Genomic DNA, 14102 nt, shown 5'->3' on the forward strand with positions numbered 1-14102 from the left:
GGCCAGCGCCGCGAGCTGCGCGGCCGGGGCGGTGTTCGACGCGGCGGGGACGTGCACGGCGCCGGGCACGTGCTCGGCGAGCCACCGGCGGCACTGCACCCACGCGTGCGGGTGCGCGGCGACGCGGCGCACGTCGGCGAGCGCCACCCCGGGCCGCCCGACGAGGGTGAACCCGACCGGCACCAGCACCTCCTGCTGGAGCACCAGCGGGCTGCCGACGGCGAGGGCGTCGAGCGTCGCGGTCACGCCGCCCTCGATGGTGCTCTCGATGGCGACGACGGCGTGGTCCGCGGCGCCGGTGCGCACGGCCTCGATCGCGGAGACCACGTCCGCCTGCGGCAGGTACTCCGCGTCCTCGGGGCTGGCGACCTGGCGCAGGGCGACCTCGGTGAAGGTCCCGGCGGGGCCGAGGTAGGCGTACCGGGGACGGCCGGGCATCGGGGGACCTCCAGGGGCGTCGGTGCGGTGCGCGTGCGCGTCGCGTGAGCACCCTGTGCGGCGCGCGTGCACGTGCCGGCGGGGGCGGCCGCCGCGACCCTGCCGAGACTAGTGCGCCCGTACGCTGGACCGGTGCCCCTGTCCACGCCCGCGCCGACGTCCGCCCACCCCCAGCCCGCCGGTCGGGGCACCGCGGCGACCCGGCTGCTCGTCGCCGCGCTGGTGGCGCTGCTGCTCGTCGGCACCGGCTGGGCCGCGGGCGCGACGCGCGCGGTCGCGGCGACGGACGACGAGGCCGTGGCCGAGCACCCGGTGCTGCTCGTCGGCGTGACCGGGCTGCGCTGGGACGACCTGGGCTCGCTGACCACCCCGTCGCTGTGGGAGCTGTCCCGCGAGGCGTCGCTCGGGAACACCGTGGTGCGCAGCCGGTGGTCGTACACCTGCCCCGCCGCGGGCTGGCTCGCGGTGTCCGCGGGCGGGCGCTCGGACGACGTCCGCGTCCCGGACGGCACCTGCCGCACGCTGCGCGACCCGCTGTCGAACGGCACCGTCCCCGGCTGGCAGGACTACGTCGAGGCGACCGCGGCCTCCCCGTACGACTCGCGGCTCGGCCTGCTGGGCGACACCGTCGCGGCGGCCGGGCTGCCGGTCACCGGCATCGGGCCGGGTGCCGCCATCGCGCTGTCGGACGCCGACGGCACCCCCGCGGGGGACCACGTGCGCCGCCCGGCGAGCGCGCGCGGCACCGAGGACGCCGTCGCGGACGCCCTGACCGCAGGCTCGCGCCTGGTGGTCCTCGACGCCGGTCAGGTGCGGGACCCCGGATACCAGACCAAGGGCCGCACCGACGCCGACGGCACCACCGGCGGCGGGCTCGGCACCGACGCGACCGAGGAGCAGCCCGACGTGTCGGGCACCGACGTCGTCATCGAGCCGACCCGCGCCGAGCAGGTGCAGCTCATCGACGAGCGGGTGGGCGCGGCGCTGGACGCGGCGCGGGACGCCGACGAGGACGTCACGGTGCTGCTGTTCTCGCTCGCCGACTCCAACCGGCGCGCACAGCTCCAGGTCGCCGCGGCGACCGGCCCCGCTCCCGGGGGCGCGACGTACGCGGGCGGCACGATCGGCTCGCAGTCGACCCGGCAGGACGGGTACCTCCAGGCCACGGACATCACGCCGACGCTGCTGGACGCCCTGGGCATCCGCGACCAGGCGCCGTCCGGCGCGCTGGTCGGGTCGTCGATCCGGTTCACCCCGGACGACGCGACGGCGGGCGCCCGCGTGGCCGCGCTCATCGACGAGAACCGGCACGCGCAGGCGGCCAAGCCGCTGGTCGGCACGTTCTACCTGTGGTGGGTCGGGGCGAACCTCGCGCTGTACCTGATGGTCGTCGTGGGCCTGAACGGGCGGGTGCGCGGTTGGTGGCTCGGCCTGCTCGCCCGGCTGCGCCGCGGTCCGGCGCGCGCGCCCCGCCCCGAGCACCCGCGCCGGGTGCTGCACGGCCTGCGGGCCGCGGCGGTGCTGGTGGCGGCGGTGCCGGTGTCGACGTTCCTCGCGAACCTGCTGCCCTGGTGGCGCGCCGCGACCCCCGCGTGGGCGCTGGCCGCCGTGGTGCTCGGGTTCGCCGCGCTGATCTCCGCGATCGCCCTGCTCGCCCCGTGGTGGCGCTCCCGCCTGCTGGGGCCGCTCGGCGTGGTCGCCGCCGTCACGGCGGTGGTCCTGGCCGTCGACGTCGCCACCGGTGCCCGGCTGGCGCTGGACTCGATGATGGGCCCGGGCTCGCTGGTCGCGGGGCGGTTCTACGGGTTCGGCAACCCGGCGTTCGCGCTGTTCGCCACCGCGATGCTGCTGGCGGCGGTCGCGCTGGCCGACCCGCTGCTGCGGGCCGGGCGGCGGGGTCGGGCCGTGACCGTCGTCGCCGTGCTCGGCCTGGTCGCCGTCGTGATCAACGGCTCGCCGAGCATCGGCGCGGACTTCGGCGGGCCCCCGGCGCTGGTGCCCGGGTTCGCGATCCTCGCGCTGCTCGCCGCGGGCATCCGCCTGAACTGGCGGCGGGTGCTGCTGGTGCTCGGCGCGGGCGTGGTCACCGTGGTCGGCATCGCGACCCTCGACTACCTGCGCCCCGCGGACGAGCGCACCCACCTCGGCGCGTTCATCGAGACCGTCCTGGACGGCGGCCTGTGGACCGTGCTGCTGCGCAAGGGCCAGGCGAACCTCGGCATCCTGTTCGGGAGCGAGCAGACCCTGCTCGCCCTCGGCGGCCTGCTGCTGGTCGTGCTGCTCGTCGGCCGCCCCGCGCGCTCCGCGGTGAACGCGCCCGACGGCGGCCCGTACGCCTGGCTGTCGGGCGGTGCCCCGCTGCGCCGCCTCGCGACCGACGCGCCGATGCTGCTCAAGGGCCTGATCGCCCTCGGGGTGACCCTGGGCGTCGGCTTCGCGCTCAACGACTCGGGCGTGGTCATCCCCGCGACCGGGATCGGGCTCGCGGTCCCGCTGCTCGCGGCGGCCTGCGCGACCTGGATGCTGGGGCTGCCGACCGGCGACCCGGTGGCTCAGGAGAGCCTGCGCGCCGACGGCGGCCTGGCGCCGACCATCCCCGGCAGCACCGGACCGGGCACCTCGACCGGCAGCACCGCGTCGGCGAACGTGCAGGGGCGCCCGAACAGGTAGCCCTGCGCGAGGTCGCAGCCCAGCGCCCGCAGCGCGGTGTACCGGGCCTCGTCCTCCACGCCCTCGGCGATGACGTCCGCGCCGAGGGAGCGCCCGAGCGCGACGATCGCCTCGACCACGCCGCCGGCGCGCGGGCCGACGGGTCCGCCGCCGCCCAGGCCGCGCACGAACGACTGGTCGATCTTCAGCAGCGTCACCGGGTAGTCGCGCAGGCGGGACAGCGACGAGTAGCCGGTGCCGAAGTCGTCGATGGCGACGCCGACGCCGAGCTCGCGCAGCGCGCGCAGCATCGGCACCGCGCGGGCGTCGTCGGCCAGCGCCGACTCGGTGACCTCGATGCCGAGCCACCCGGGCGGGGCGTCGTGCCGCGCCAGCGTGTCCACGACCAGGGTGACGAGGTCGGGCCGGTCGCCCGAGGCCGCGAACTGCCGGGGCGAGACGTTGACCCAGACCCGCAGGTCCGCGCCGGTGCCGCGGTTGTGCGCGACCAGCTCGGACAGCGCGCGGTCCAGCGCCCACGCGCCGAGCTCCCCGATCAGGCCGGTCTCCTCGGCGACCGGGATGAACTCCGCGGGCGACACGGGGCCGCGGGTGCGGCTGGTCCAGCGCATCAGCGCCTCGACGCCCTCGACCCGGCCGGTCACCAGGTCCACCTCGGCCTGGTAGACCAGCGCGAGCTCGCCCTCGTCGGTGGCACGGCGCAGATCCGCGGCCATGGTGAGCCGCTGCCGCGCGGTGTCCGCGCCCTGGTCCTCGTACCAGTGGTGGGTGCCGCCGCCCGCGGCCTTCGCCCGGTACATCGCGACGTCCGCCGAGCGCAGCAGCTCGTCCCACACCATCGCCCCGGGCTCCGCGTGCACGACGCCGACGCTGCACCCGACCGCGAACTCCTCGTCGTGCAGCGCGAACGGCTCGTCGAACGCCGCGACCAGGCGCAGCGCGACGGCCTCCGCCTCGGCGGGGTCGACGTCCGGCAGCAGCACCACGAACTCGTCGCCGCCGAGGCGCGCGGCCGTCGCGCGCTCCGGCAGGTCGGCCGCGACCCGGCGGGCGGCGCGCTGCAGCAGCTGGTCGCCGACGACGTGGCCGTAGGAGTCGTTGACGAGCTTGAACCGGTCGAGGTCGAGCAGCAGCAGCGCCGTGCCCCGCCGGGACGTGGTCAGCGCGGCGACGGTGCGCTCGCGCGCCAGGTCCCGGTTCGCGAGCCCGGTGAGCGAGTCGTGCGTCGCGGCGTGCGTCAGCCGTTCCTGGGCCTCCCGCGAGCGCGTCACGTCGCGCGCCACGACGAGGACGGCGTCGACCCGCCCGTCGGGCCCCGTCTCGGGGACGGCGCGCACGTCGTACCAGCGCCCGCCGGACGGCGCGGACATGCTGATCAGACGCCGCGGGTCGCGGTCGACGTCGACGCCGGGCTCGGCGGCGAACGCCAGCATGTGGTGGCTCAGCGCCCGGACGGCGTCCAGCACCGGCGAGCGGCCGGACAGCTCCTTCACCGTGCGCCCGAGGTCGTCGTCGGTCAGCCCGGCGGTGCGGCGCATCGCCTCGTTGACGAACCGCAGCCGCGCCTCGCCGTCCACCCGGGCCAGCGCGTCCGGGGTGTTGCGGGTGATCGACTCCAGGTCCCGGGTGCGCGCCGCCAGCGCGCGGGTGCGCTCGGCGGCGACCGTGACCGCCCGCACCTCCGCACCCGCACGGGTCGCGATCAGCACGACCACCAGCGCGGTCAGCAGCAGGCCGACCACCAGCGAGAACCCCTGCAACCGCCCCGGCACCTCGGCGGGAGCCGAGACCAGCGTCCAGGTGCGGCCCGCCAGCGTCACGTCCCGGGTCTGCAGCGCCGCGGCCGTCCCGGCCGCCAGGTCCGCCACCCGGGCCCGCCCCGCGTCGTCCAGCGGGGCGTCCCCGAGCACGCCGAGCAGCGTGCCGTCCTCGCGGACGAGCGTCGCGTCGCGCGGCTTGGTGGGCACCTGGTCCAGCAGCGGTCCGACCCGGAACGTCACGACGGTCCAGCCCAGCAGGCGCGCCCGCCGCTCCGCCTCGGTCGTCGGCGCGGTGACACCGTCGTACACGGGGGCCACCACGGCGGCCTCGCGCCCGGCCTGCTGCGCGCCGCGCACCACCATCCCGGCGTCGGCTCCGCTGCCCGCGCTGCCGTCGTGGCCCGCCGCGCCGACGGGGTACGCCTGCGTGAGGGTCGTGCCCCCGGAGTCGCGCGCCGCCGTGAGGGCCGCCGCGAGCGCGACGACCGCCGACCGCTCGGCGTGGCCCGCGACGAGCCCGTCCAGGGCGGACGGCTCCCCCGTGCGCACGGTGCCGCCGACCGTGACGACACCAGGAGCGGCCTCGCCCCCGGGCACCAGGTCCACCGGGCCCGACCGGTCCGCGGGGTCCGCGGGTGCGGCGAGCCAGCCGATGCCCGACGTCTGCCCGTCCGGGCGCGGCCCCGCGCCGTCGCTCGCGCCCAGCACCTGCAGGTGCAGGTCCCAGGCGGCGACGCCGGAGTCCCACGTCGTCGTCGCGGTCGGGGTGAGCAGCGTCGCCGACGCGACGGCCAGGCGCGTCTGCATCGCCACCCGGCCGGACACCGACTCCGCGGTGACGTCGAGCTGGGCGCGCACGCCGTCGTCCACCCGCGCGCGGTGCTGCGCCGCGTCCAGGGCGGACGCGCCGAACGACAGGGCCACCCCCAGGGGCACCAGGACCGCGAGGACCCAGCGCAGGCGCCGTCGGGCGCGGCGTCGCGCGTCGAGCGGCATCCGCACCTCCTCGGGGTCGAACCCGGCGGTCCCCCGCCGGTCGGCGCAGCTGCGCGTACACCCCTCATCGGTCGCGGGAGGCACCGGCGCGACCTCCACCGGCAGTTTCACCCGGGTGCACGCACTCGGGTGGTGCGGGCGAGCCGCGACCCGGAGGTGGGGCGGACTCCCCTAGACTCGGGCCCGTGATCTTCAAGTCGGTGGGCGAGGGCAGGCCCTATCCCGATCACGGCCTCGTCACGCCCAAGGAGTGGGCCGAGGTGCCGCCGCGCCAGGTCCGCCTCGACGAGCTGGTCACCACCAAGCGCACCCTGAACCTGGACAACCTGCTGTCCGAGGACTCGACGTTCTACGGCGACCTGTTCGCGCACGTCGTGCAGTGGCGGGGCGTGCTCTACCTGGAGGACGGCCTGCACCGGGCCGTGCGTGCGGCGCTGCAGCAGCGGCCCGTCCTGCACGCGCGGGTCCTCGTGATCGAGTCCGATGTCTGACCGCACCCCGGACGCCGCGCGCCAGCGCCGCCGTCGGCACACCCGTGAGCGCCAGGCCGTCGTCTTCGGCGTGCTCGTCGGCGGGCTCGCCGTCTCCGCGTTCGGCGCCGCCGCCGTGTACACGGGCAGCTGGACGCCGCCGTTCCTCGCGCGCGACTTCTCGTCCCCCGAGCCCACCGGCCTGGCCGCGGCGAACTCGCCGTGCCCGCCCGAGGGCGCGACGCCCGTCCCGTACGGCGAGGTCGCGCTCACGGTGCTCAACTCGACCAACCGCGTCGGCCTGGCGGGCGACACCGCGTCCGCGCTGCTCCAGCGCGGCTTCAGCATCGCCGCCGAGGGCAACGCGCGCGAGGCGGGCTACGAGTCCTACGCGGGCAGCGCGCTGATCCAGTTCGGCACGCAGGGCGTCGCCCAGGCGTACACCGTGGCCGCGCAGTTCGACACCCCGCAGCTCGTGCTGGACGACCGCGAGGACGCGTCCGTGGACGTCGTCGTCGGGTCGAGCTACAGCGCGCTGGTCGCGGCGGCGGACGTCGTGCTCGCCGCGGACCAGCCGTTCGCGGTCCCCGAGGGCTGCATCGCCCTGGACCAGGTCACCCCGGCCCCGCGGCCGGTCCCCCCGCCGGCGACCGAGCCCCCCGCCGAGGAGGCCCCGCCCGCCGAGGGCTGACCGCGAGGGTGGTGCCCGCGGCTCGCCGAGCGGTGGGCCGAGCCGGTGGGTCGTCGGGCCGGGAGGGTCTCGCCCAGGTCACGGTCGTGCGCCGGCGGCGTCGAGCACCGGACCCAGCGCGTCGACCAGCCCGGTGAGGTTCTCGTCGCCGGTCCGGGACTCGACCTCGCCCACCTCGACACCGACCACCTCGGTGCGCGCGAGCGCGGCGCAGCACCGCCGCAGGTCCTCGAGCGACAGCCCGCCGGGCACGTCGTACTCCGTCGGCACGATCCCGGGCTCGAGGACGTCGCAGTCGACGTGGACGAACACCGGTCGGCCGGCGACCGCGACGGCGACCGCCTCCGCGACGTCCGGACCGGGAGGGACGAGGGTCAGGGCCGTGCTGTCGACGAGCGCGCGCTCCGGCGGGTCGAGGTCCCGTGCGCCCACGAGGACGGCCCGGTCGGGCGTCAGCCCGGCGCCCAGCCCCGAGGCCCACAGCCCGAGCGGTCCCGCGAGGGCGAGGCCGCCCAGGTAGCCGGACGTGGTCGTGGCGGGCGTGTGCACGTCGCCGTGCCCGTCGAACCACACCACGACCGCGTCCGCTCGCGCCTGCGCGACGACCGGGACGGTGGCGAGCGCGACCGCGCACCGGTTGATCGCGGCGACCGGGGCCGCGCCGGCGGCGAGCACCACGCGGAACCGCTCGGCGACCGCCTCCAGGTCCGTCCGGGCGGCGGCCAGCTCGGCGTCCCAGGTACCACCCAGCCGTGGGCGCTCGCGCCCGACGGGGACGGCCTCGACGCCGAGGCGCGCCGCCAGCGCCCGGGCCAGCAGGCGCGCCCCCGCGGCACCGTCCGGGTTGCGGTCCCCCGCGGTGCCCGTGAACTGGACGAGCGCGACGCGCCCCGGGTCGTCCGTCATGCGTGCTCCCCCTCCCGCCGCACGCTACCGACCTCCGTCCCCGCACGCGCGTCCGGGCCCCGCCGAGTGCGGAGGACGTGAGCCGCGAACCGGACATCCGGGGCCGTGTTCTCCGCACTCGGCGGGATGCGGTCACGCGAGCTCGGTGCCTCCCGGGACCGAGGCCGGGGTGGCCGGCTCCTGGGTGGTGCCGCGCCAGCGGGCCACCGCGTGCATGAGGTGGTAGACGCCGATGGCGGCCGCCGTGCCGAGCGCGATGCCCTCGAACGTGAGGTCGCCCGCGGTCCAGGTGAAGTTCGCGATGCCGATCACCAGCGCGACCGCGGCGGTGGTGAGGTTCACGGGGTTGGAGAAGTCGACCTTGTTCTGCACCCAGATCCGGGCGCCGAGCACGCCGATCATGCCGTACAGCACCGTGGTCGCCCCGCCGAGCACGCCCGCCGGGATCGTGTTGATGAGCTCGCCGAACTTCGGGGACAGGCTGAGCACCAGGGCCGTGGCCGCCGCCACCCAGTACGCCGCCGTGGAGTACACCTTGGTCGCGGCCATGACGCCGATGTTCTCGGCGTACGTGGTGGTGCCGGAGCCGCCGCCGAACCCGGCGAGCGTGGTCGCCAGGCCGTCCGCCAGCAGCGCGCGCCCGGTCAGCGGGTCGAGGTCCTTGCCGGTCATCGCCGCGACGGACTTCACGTGGCCGACGTTCTCGGCGATGAGCACGAACACCACCGGCAGGAACAGGCCGAGCAGCCGCGGCTCGAACGTGGGCGTCACGAAGTGCGGGAGGCCGAACCAGTCGGCCTCGCCCACCGCCGTGAAGTCGACCTCGCCGCGGACGGTCGCGACGACATAACCCACGACGACGCCGACCAGGATGGACAGCCGCCCGAGGATGCCCCGGAACAGGACGGCGACCACGACGATCGCGAGCAGGGTCACGACGGCCGTCACCGGTGCGGCGCGGAACCCGCTGCACACGCCCGCGTCGTCGCACGTGCCCCACGCCGTCGGCGCCAGGTTGAAGCCGATCAGCGCGACCACGGTGCCGGTGACGACCGGTGGCATGACCAGGTCGATCCACCGCGAGCCCGCCAGGTGCACGACCAGGCCGATGACCGCGAGCAGCACGCCCGTGGCGAGGATGCCGCCGACCGCGGCGGACTGCCCGCCCGAGGCCGTGGCCGCGACGATCGGGCCGATGAACGCGAAGCTCGACCCCAGGTAGGACGGCAGCCGGTTGCCCGTGACCAGCAGGAACACCACGGTCCCCAGGGCGGAGAACAGCAGCGTCGTCGCCGGGGAGAACCCGGTGAGCAGCGGCACGAGGAACGTGGCGCCGAACATCGCCACGACGTGCTGCATGCCGATCCCGATGGTCCGCGGCCACGACAGCCGCTCGTCCGGGGCGACGACCGCCCCCGGGGCGACCTGCTTCCCGTCGCCGTGCACCCGCCACCCGATCGCGCTCACGCGTCCAGCCTCCTCGTCGGCGCCGCCGGACCGTCCGCGCGCCGCTGGGCAGGCTAGCGGTTCACCCGCTCGGGGGGTGCGGGCCGGTGGTCCCGCGGGACCCGGCCACGGCCTGCTCCCCCGGTGCGCGCGGCCGCCCGCCGCACACCCGCCCCGCGTAGGGTGTGGGCGCCGGGCCGGACCCGCCCGCCCCGACCGGAGGTGCCGTGCCCGACCGCCTGCTGCGCTCCCGCGCCGCCCTGTGGACCGCCTTCGCGCTCGTGCACGGCTGGATCGCGTACGTCGGCACCGTGCTGATCCCGGCGAAGGCGTTCTGGGACCTCGACCTGTACCGCTGGTGGATGTGGCAGGGCCTGCACCAGGGCACCTGGCCGGTGCTCGACGGCGACTGGGTGTACCCGGCGGGCGCCGTGCTGCCGATGCTGCTGCCCGCGCTGGTCGACGCGGTCGGCACCCAGCCGTACGCCGTCGCGTGGTCGGTCCTGGTGACGGTGCTGAACGCCGTCGCGGTGGTCGTGCTGCTGCGCTGGGCGCCCCGCCCCGGCGACCCGCGGGCCGTGCTCGGGGACGTGGACCGGTCGCGCAGCGAGCCCGCGCTCGGCGCGTGGTGGTGGCTCGCGTTCCTGCTGCTGCTCGGCCCCGTCGCGGTCGGCCGCCTGGACGCGGTCGTCGCGCCCGTGGTCGTCGTCGCCCTGACGCTCGCGCTGCGGCACCCCGTGGTCGCGTCGGTGCTGCTCACCGCCGGGGCGTGGATCAAGGTCGCCCCGGGGGCGCTGCTGCTGCCGCTCGTGCTCGTGCTGCGCCGCCCGTGGCGGACGCTCGTGCTGCCCGCCGCCGCGGTGTGCGTGGTCGTCGTGGGCGCCCTCGCCGCGGGCGGCGGGCTCGGGCACGTCACGAGCTTCCTGTCCGAGCAGGGCGACCGCGGGCTGCAGCTGGAGTCCGTGGCGGCGACGCCCTGGCTGCTCGCCGGGCTGGTGCGGCCCGACGTCCAGGTGGTGCTGAACGACGCGATCACGACGTGGGAGATCGCCGGGCCGGGCACCGCGGCGGTCGCGTCGGGGCTCGGGCTGGTGCTGCCCCTGGCTCTGGCCGCGGTGACGGCGCTGCTGGCCTGGCTGCGGCCGCGGTCCGACGCCGCGTCGACCGCGGCGTTCCTCGCGCGCGGCGCCCTGCTGGTCGCGCTGACCCTGATCCTCGCGAACAAGGTCGGGTCGCCGCAGTTCGTCGGCTGGCTCGCGGGTCCCGTCGTCGTCGGCCTGGCCCGGCCCGGGGCGGGCGGGTTGCGCGCGTGGCGGACGCCCGCGGTGCTCGTGCTCGTCGTCGCGGCGCTGACCCAGGTGGTGTTCCCGATCGCCTACGACGCGATCACGCTGCAGCAGACCGGGGCCACGCTCGTGCTCGTGGCCCGCAACGTCCTGCTGGTCGTGCTCGCGGTCGTGGGGGGGGGGGGGGGGGGGGGGGGGGGGCGGGGCCGGGGGGCGGGGGGGCGCGGCCCCCCCCCCCCCACGACGACGCCGCGGGTCAGCGCACCTGCGGCATGACCTGCGAGGCCACCAGCTCCAGGTGGTCCAGGTCGTGCAGGTCGAGCACCTGCAGGTAGACCCGCTGGATGCCCTGCTCGGCGAGCGCGCCCAGGCGGTCGACCATCGCGGTCGGCGTCCCGGCGATGCCCACCTCGCGGACCTCCTTCGGGTCCCGGCCGATGGCCGCAGCCCGGCGGTCCACCTCGGCGTCGTCCTTGCCCCCGGCCAGCACCAGCGCGGTCGACATCGTGAGCGTCTGCGGGTCGCGCCCGATGGTGCGGCACGCCTCGCGCACCGTCTCGAGCTTCTCGCCGATGACGTCCAGGGGCGGGAACGACAGGTTGAACTCCGTGGCGAACCGCGCCGCGAGCGCCGGGGTCCGCTTCGGGCCGAGGCCGCCGACGATCAGCGGGACACCCGCGCGCGACGGGTCGAGCGGCGAGGTCTGCACCGGCTTGGGCAGCGCCGGGCTGTCGGTCAGCGTGTAGTGCTCGCCCGCGAAGTCGAAGCGCTCGCCGACCGGCGTGCCCCACAGGCCCGACACGATCTCGAGCTGCTCGGTGAGCAGGCCGAAGCGCTTCTCCGGGAACGGGATGCCGTAGGCGGTGTGCTCCTCGGCGTACCAGCCGGCCCCGAGGCCGAGCTCGACGCGGCCGCCGGACATCTGGTCGACCTGCGCGACCTGGATCGCGAGCACGCCCGGGTGCCGGAACGTCGCGGAGGTCACGAGGGTGCCCAGCCGGATGGTGCTGGTCTCGCGGGCCAGGCCCGCCAGGGTGGTCCAGGCGTCGGTGGGGCCGGGCAGGCCGTCGCCGCTGCCCATGGACAGGTAGTGGTCGGAGCGGAAGAAGGCGTCGAAGCCCAGGTCCTCGCTGGCGCGGGCGACGGCCAGGAGGTCGTCGTAGGTCGCGCCCTGCTGCGGTTCGGTGAAGATCCTCAGGTCCATGGCCTGAGCCTTTCACGTCCGGACGGGTGGAGGACGCCGGGGCCGGTAGCGTCGGGGGCGTGCTGCGCGGGATCCGGTGGTCGAGCCTCGCGGTGGTCGTCGGTGCCACCGCGCTCGCCCTCGTGTGCGTGGCCTTCGCGCTGCGCGGCCGGACCTGGGCGTGGCTCGTCGGACTGGTGTGCGCCGCCACCGCCGTCCGCGAGGTCCGGGCGCTGCGGCGACTGGGGGACCCCCGGCGCGCGCGACCGGCCCCGAGGCCCCGCGCGTGAGACGGTGAGGGCATGGTGACGCAGCTCGGCTCCGCCCTCGACGCCCTGGCCGTCGCGGACTGGCGGCGCCGCACCGCGCAGACCTACGCCGACGTCCGCCGGATCGCCGCCGACGACCCCGCCGCCGCGCACGCCGAGTGGGTCGCGCGCCGCGACGAGCTGTTCGCGGAGCACGCCGCGTCGCCGCTGCGCCCCGCCGCGAAGGCCGTGTTCAGCGGGCTGTCCGTCGCCCCGTACGACCCCGCCTTCCGGTTCGAGGTCCGGGTCCGGGCCACGTCCGCGCAGCGGCTCGAGGTCGCCACCGGCACCGACGGCGTCGTCCCGTTCGACCGGGTCGGCCGCGTCGAGCTCGACGGGATCGGCGGGCTGTCCGTGTGGGCGCTGCGCACCTACGGCGGCGGCATCTTCATCCCGGTCAAGGACCGCACCGCCGGCCGCACCACCTACGGGGGCGGCCGGTACCTGCTGGACACGGTCAAGCACGCGGACCTGGGCCGCGCGGCCGACGGCGGGCTCGTCCTCGACCTCAACTTCGCGTACAACCCGTCGTGCGCGTACGACCCCGCGTGGGCGTGCCCGCTCGCCACCCGGGGCAACGTCCTCGATTCCGAGGTGCCCGTCGGCGAGCTGCAGCCCGACCCGCTGCTGGTGGCCGACTTCGAGCTCTGACGCTCAGCGGTCGCGGCGCGACGCGCGGCGGATGCGGAACGTCCCCGCCGCGAGGCCGACGACCAGCATCGCCGTCAGCGCCACCCACAGCGGCGTCGTCACCGTCGTCGCCAACAAGTTGATCCGGACCTCGTGCCGGTTCTGCACGACGAACACCAGCGCCAGCACCACCAGCAGGACGCTCAGCCACCGGCGCTGCAGGAACGCCACGACGGGGTTCGTCCCGCGGGCGGGGGTGTCGGTGCTCATGGCGGCGCTCCTCTCCCGGTGGGGCCCCGCGGCCCCGCTCCCGTGAGCATGGCGCACCGGCACCTGCCCTGACCAGCGCGCGCCTACGCTGAGCCCGTGCCACCGACCATCGAGACCCGCACCGCCGCCACCATCACCGCCGCCGAGCTCTACCCGCTGCTGCGGCTGCGCGTCGACGTGTTCGTGGTCGAGCAGGACTGCCCCTACCCCGACCTGGACGGCCAGGACCTGCTGGACGACACCCTCCAGGTCTGGGCGCACGAGGACGGCGAGGTGCTCGGCACCATCCGGGTGCTCGGCGCGCACGGCGACGCCCCCGCCATCGGCCGGGTCGCGACCGCCGGGGCCGCGCGGGGGCGCGGGGTCGCCGCGGCGCTCATCGAGCACGGCATCACCCTGTGCCGTCCGGACGCCACCATCCACCTGCACGCCCAGGCGCACCTGGAGGCCTGGTACGGGCGGTTCGGGTTCGAGCGCGCCGGCGCCGACTACGACGAGGACGGCATCCCGCACGTGCCGATGACCCGCACACCGCGCTGACGCGTCCCCGTCACCGCTGGCAGGTCGGGCACCAGTAGAGCTTGCGCGCCGCCATCTCCTCGACGACGACCGGCGTCCCGCAGGTGCGGCACGGCTCGCCGCCGCGCCCGTAGACCCAGTGCCGCAGCGTCACGTCGCGCAGGGCGGCCGCGCGCCCGTCGGCGTCCAGGTCCTCGCGGGTCAGCATGACGCCGGTCCGGATGCCGTCCGCGAGCAGCACGGCCCAGTCGTCCCACAGCGCCCGGGCGGTCTCGGCGGGCACCCGGCGACCGGGGGTGTGCGGGTCGAGGCGGGCGCGGTACAACAGCTCCGCCCGGTAGATGTTGCCGATCCCCGCGACGACGGCCTGGTCCATCAGCAGCTGCCCGACCGGGGTGGCCCGGGTCGTGACCCGCCGCACCACCTCGGCGGCGGCCGCGTCCCCCGCGAGCCCCTGCGCGTCCGACGCCGGGTCCGGCCCGAGCCGCGCCAGCGCCGCCGCGGCGGCCGCCGGGTCCAGCACCTCGCA

Annotated in this window: 14 protein-coding genes; 7 read left to right on the forward strand and 7 right to left on the reverse strand. The window is 76.7% G+C overall.

Annotated elements, in window-relative coordinates; translation table 11 throughout:
* A partial coding sequence (locus EBM89_RS16720) for a prephenate dehydratase domain-containing protein (protein WP_305038150.1) occupies positions 1 to 438 on the reverse strand: 438 nt, incomplete at its 3' end.
* Between the two features lie 132 nt (positions 439 to 570).
* Here EBM89_RS16720 and EBM89_RS16725 point away from each other — a divergent pair.
* Positions 571 to 3108: a hypothetical protein gene (locus tag EBM89_RS16725; protein ID WP_122150786.1), complete on the forward strand. Its 2538-nt coding sequence runs from the start codon at positions 571 to 573 to the stop codon at positions 3106 to 3108.
* Here the strand turns inward: EBM89_RS16725 and EBM89_RS16730 are convergent.
* On the reverse strand, positions 2991 to 5864 hold the full coding sequence (locus EBM89_RS16730; protein WP_122150787.1) for a bifunctional diguanylate cyclase/phosphodiesterase: 2874 nt from the start codon (positions 5862 to 5864) through the stop codon (positions 2991 to 2993). The genes EBM89_RS16725 and EBM89_RS16730 overlap by 118 nt on opposite strands.
* Before the next feature lie 185 nt (positions 5865 to 6049).
* Between EBM89_RS16730 and EBM89_RS16735 the strand changes: the two genes are divergently transcribed.
* Complete coding sequence (locus EBM89_RS16735) at positions 6050 to 6355, forward strand: type II toxin-antitoxin system VapB family antitoxin (protein ID WP_122150788.1); 306 nt, start codon at positions 6050 to 6052, stop codon at positions 6353 to 6355.
* A complete protein-coding gene (locus EBM89_RS16740) occupies positions 6348 to 7025 on the forward strand; it encodes a LytR C-terminal domain-containing protein (RefSeq protein WP_122150789.1) in 678 nt (225 codons plus the stop codon). The genes EBM89_RS16735 and EBM89_RS16740 overlap by 8 nt, the downstream gene beginning before the upstream one ends.
* Positions 7026 to 7103: 78 nt before the next feature.
* On the opposite strand, the gene EBM89_RS16745 is transcribed toward EBM89_RS16740, so the two are convergent.
* Positions 7104 to 7931: an arginase family protein gene (locus EBM89_RS16745; RefSeq protein WP_122150790.1), complete on the reverse strand. Its 828-nt coding sequence runs from the start codon at positions 7929 to 7931 to the stop codon at positions 7104 to 7106.
* Between the two features lie 132 nt (positions 7932 to 8063).
* Positions 8064 to 9398, reverse strand: a complete 1335-nt coding sequence (locus EBM89_RS16750) for a uracil-xanthine permease family protein (protein WP_122150791.1) — start codon at positions 9396 to 9398, stop codon at positions 8064 to 8066.
* Positions 9399 to 9604: 206 nt separating this feature from the next.
* Here EBM89_RS16750 and EBM89_RS16755 point away from each other — a divergent pair, with 206 nt between their 5' ends.
* Positions 9605 to 10939, forward strand: a complete 1335-nt coding sequence (locus EBM89_RS16755; protein ID WP_233571807.1) for a glycosyltransferase 87 family protein — start codon at positions 9605 to 9607, stop codon at positions 10937 to 10939.
* Here EBM89_RS16755 and EBM89_RS16760 read toward each other — a convergent pair.
* Positions 10920 to 11867, reverse strand: coding sequence for an LLM class F420-dependent oxidoreductase (locus tag EBM89_RS16760; RefSeq protein WP_122150792.1), 948 nt, complete (start codon positions 11865 to 11867; stop codon positions 10920 to 10922). The genes EBM89_RS16755 and EBM89_RS16760 overlap by 20 nt on opposite strands.
* Before the next feature lie 59 nt (positions 11868 to 11926).
* Here EBM89_RS16760 and EBM89_RS16765 point away from each other — a divergent pair, with 59 nt between their 5' ends.
* Both EBM89_RS16765 and EBM89_RS16770 read left to right on the forward strand, forming a co-directional pair.
* The gene (locus EBM89_RS16765; protein WP_233571808.1) at positions 11927 to 12136 is read left to right on the forward strand and encodes a hypothetical protein; all 210 of its coding nucleotides are present in this window, start codon (positions 11927 to 11929) and stop codon (positions 12134 to 12136) included.
* Positions 12137 to 12148: 12 nt separating this feature from the next.
* Positions 12149 to 12805, forward strand: coding sequence for a DUF1684 domain-containing protein (locus EBM89_RS16770; RefSeq protein ID WP_122150793.1), 657 nt, complete (start codon positions 12149 to 12151; stop codon positions 12803 to 12805).
* Positions 12806 to 12808: 3 nt separating this feature from the next.
* On the opposite strand, the gene EBM89_RS16775 is transcribed toward EBM89_RS16770, so the two are convergent.
* Positions 12809 to 13054 carry a LapA family protein gene (locus tag EBM89_RS16775; RefSeq protein WP_122150794.1) on the reverse strand — a complete coding sequence of 82 codons (246 nt, stop codon included), beginning with the start codon at positions 13052 to 13054 and terminating at the stop codon, positions 12809 to 12811.
* A gap of 96 nt (positions 13055 to 13150) precedes the next feature.
* Here EBM89_RS16775 and EBM89_RS16780 point away from each other — a divergent pair, with 96 nt between their 5' ends.
* Positions 13151 to 13594: a GNAT family N-acetyltransferase gene (locus EBM89_RS16780; protein ID WP_122150795.1), complete on the forward strand. Its 444-nt coding sequence runs from the start codon at positions 13151 to 13153 to the stop codon at positions 13592 to 13594.
* Positions 13595 to 13604: 10 nt separating this feature from the next.
* Here the strand turns inward: EBM89_RS16780 and EBM89_RS16785 are convergent.
* A partial coding sequence (locus tag EBM89_RS16785) for a zinc finger domain-containing protein (RefSeq protein WP_305038151.1) occupies positions 13605 to 14102 on the reverse strand: 498 nt, incomplete at its 5' end.

It is taken from the genome of Cellulomonas triticagri, from assembly GCF_003696205.1.
GTDB classification, from domain to species: domain Bacteria; phylum Actinomycetota; class Actinomycetes; order Actinomycetales; family Cellulomonadaceae; genus Cellulomonas; species Cellulomonas triticagri.

Bases quoted from the DNA above. Each gene is read 5' to 3' on its own strand.
- EBM89_RS16730 (WP_122150787.1), bottom strand. From the start codon at position 5,864: ATGCCGCTCGACGCGCGACGCCGCGCCCGACGGCGCCTGCGCTGGGTC.
- EBM89_RS16740 (WP_122150789.1), top strand. From the start codon at position 6,348: ATGTCTGACCGCACCCCGGACGCCGCGCGCCAGCGCCGCCGTCGGCAC.
- EBM89_RS16745 (WP_122150790.1), bottom strand. From the start codon at position 7,931: ATGACGGACGACCCGGGGCGCGTCGCGCTCGTCCAGTTCACGGGCACC.
- EBM89_RS16760 (WP_122150792.1), bottom strand. From the start codon at position 11,867: ATGGACCTGAGGATCTTCACCGAACCGCAGCAGGGCGCGACCTACGAC.
- EBM89_RS16770 (WP_122150793.1), top strand. From the start codon at position 12,149: ATGGTGACGCAGCTCGGCTCCGCCCTCGACGCCCTGGCCGTCGCGGAC.
- EBM89_RS16775 (WP_122150794.1), bottom strand. From the start codon at position 13,054: ATGAGCACCGACACCCCCGCCCGCGGGACGAACCCCGTCGTGGCGTTC.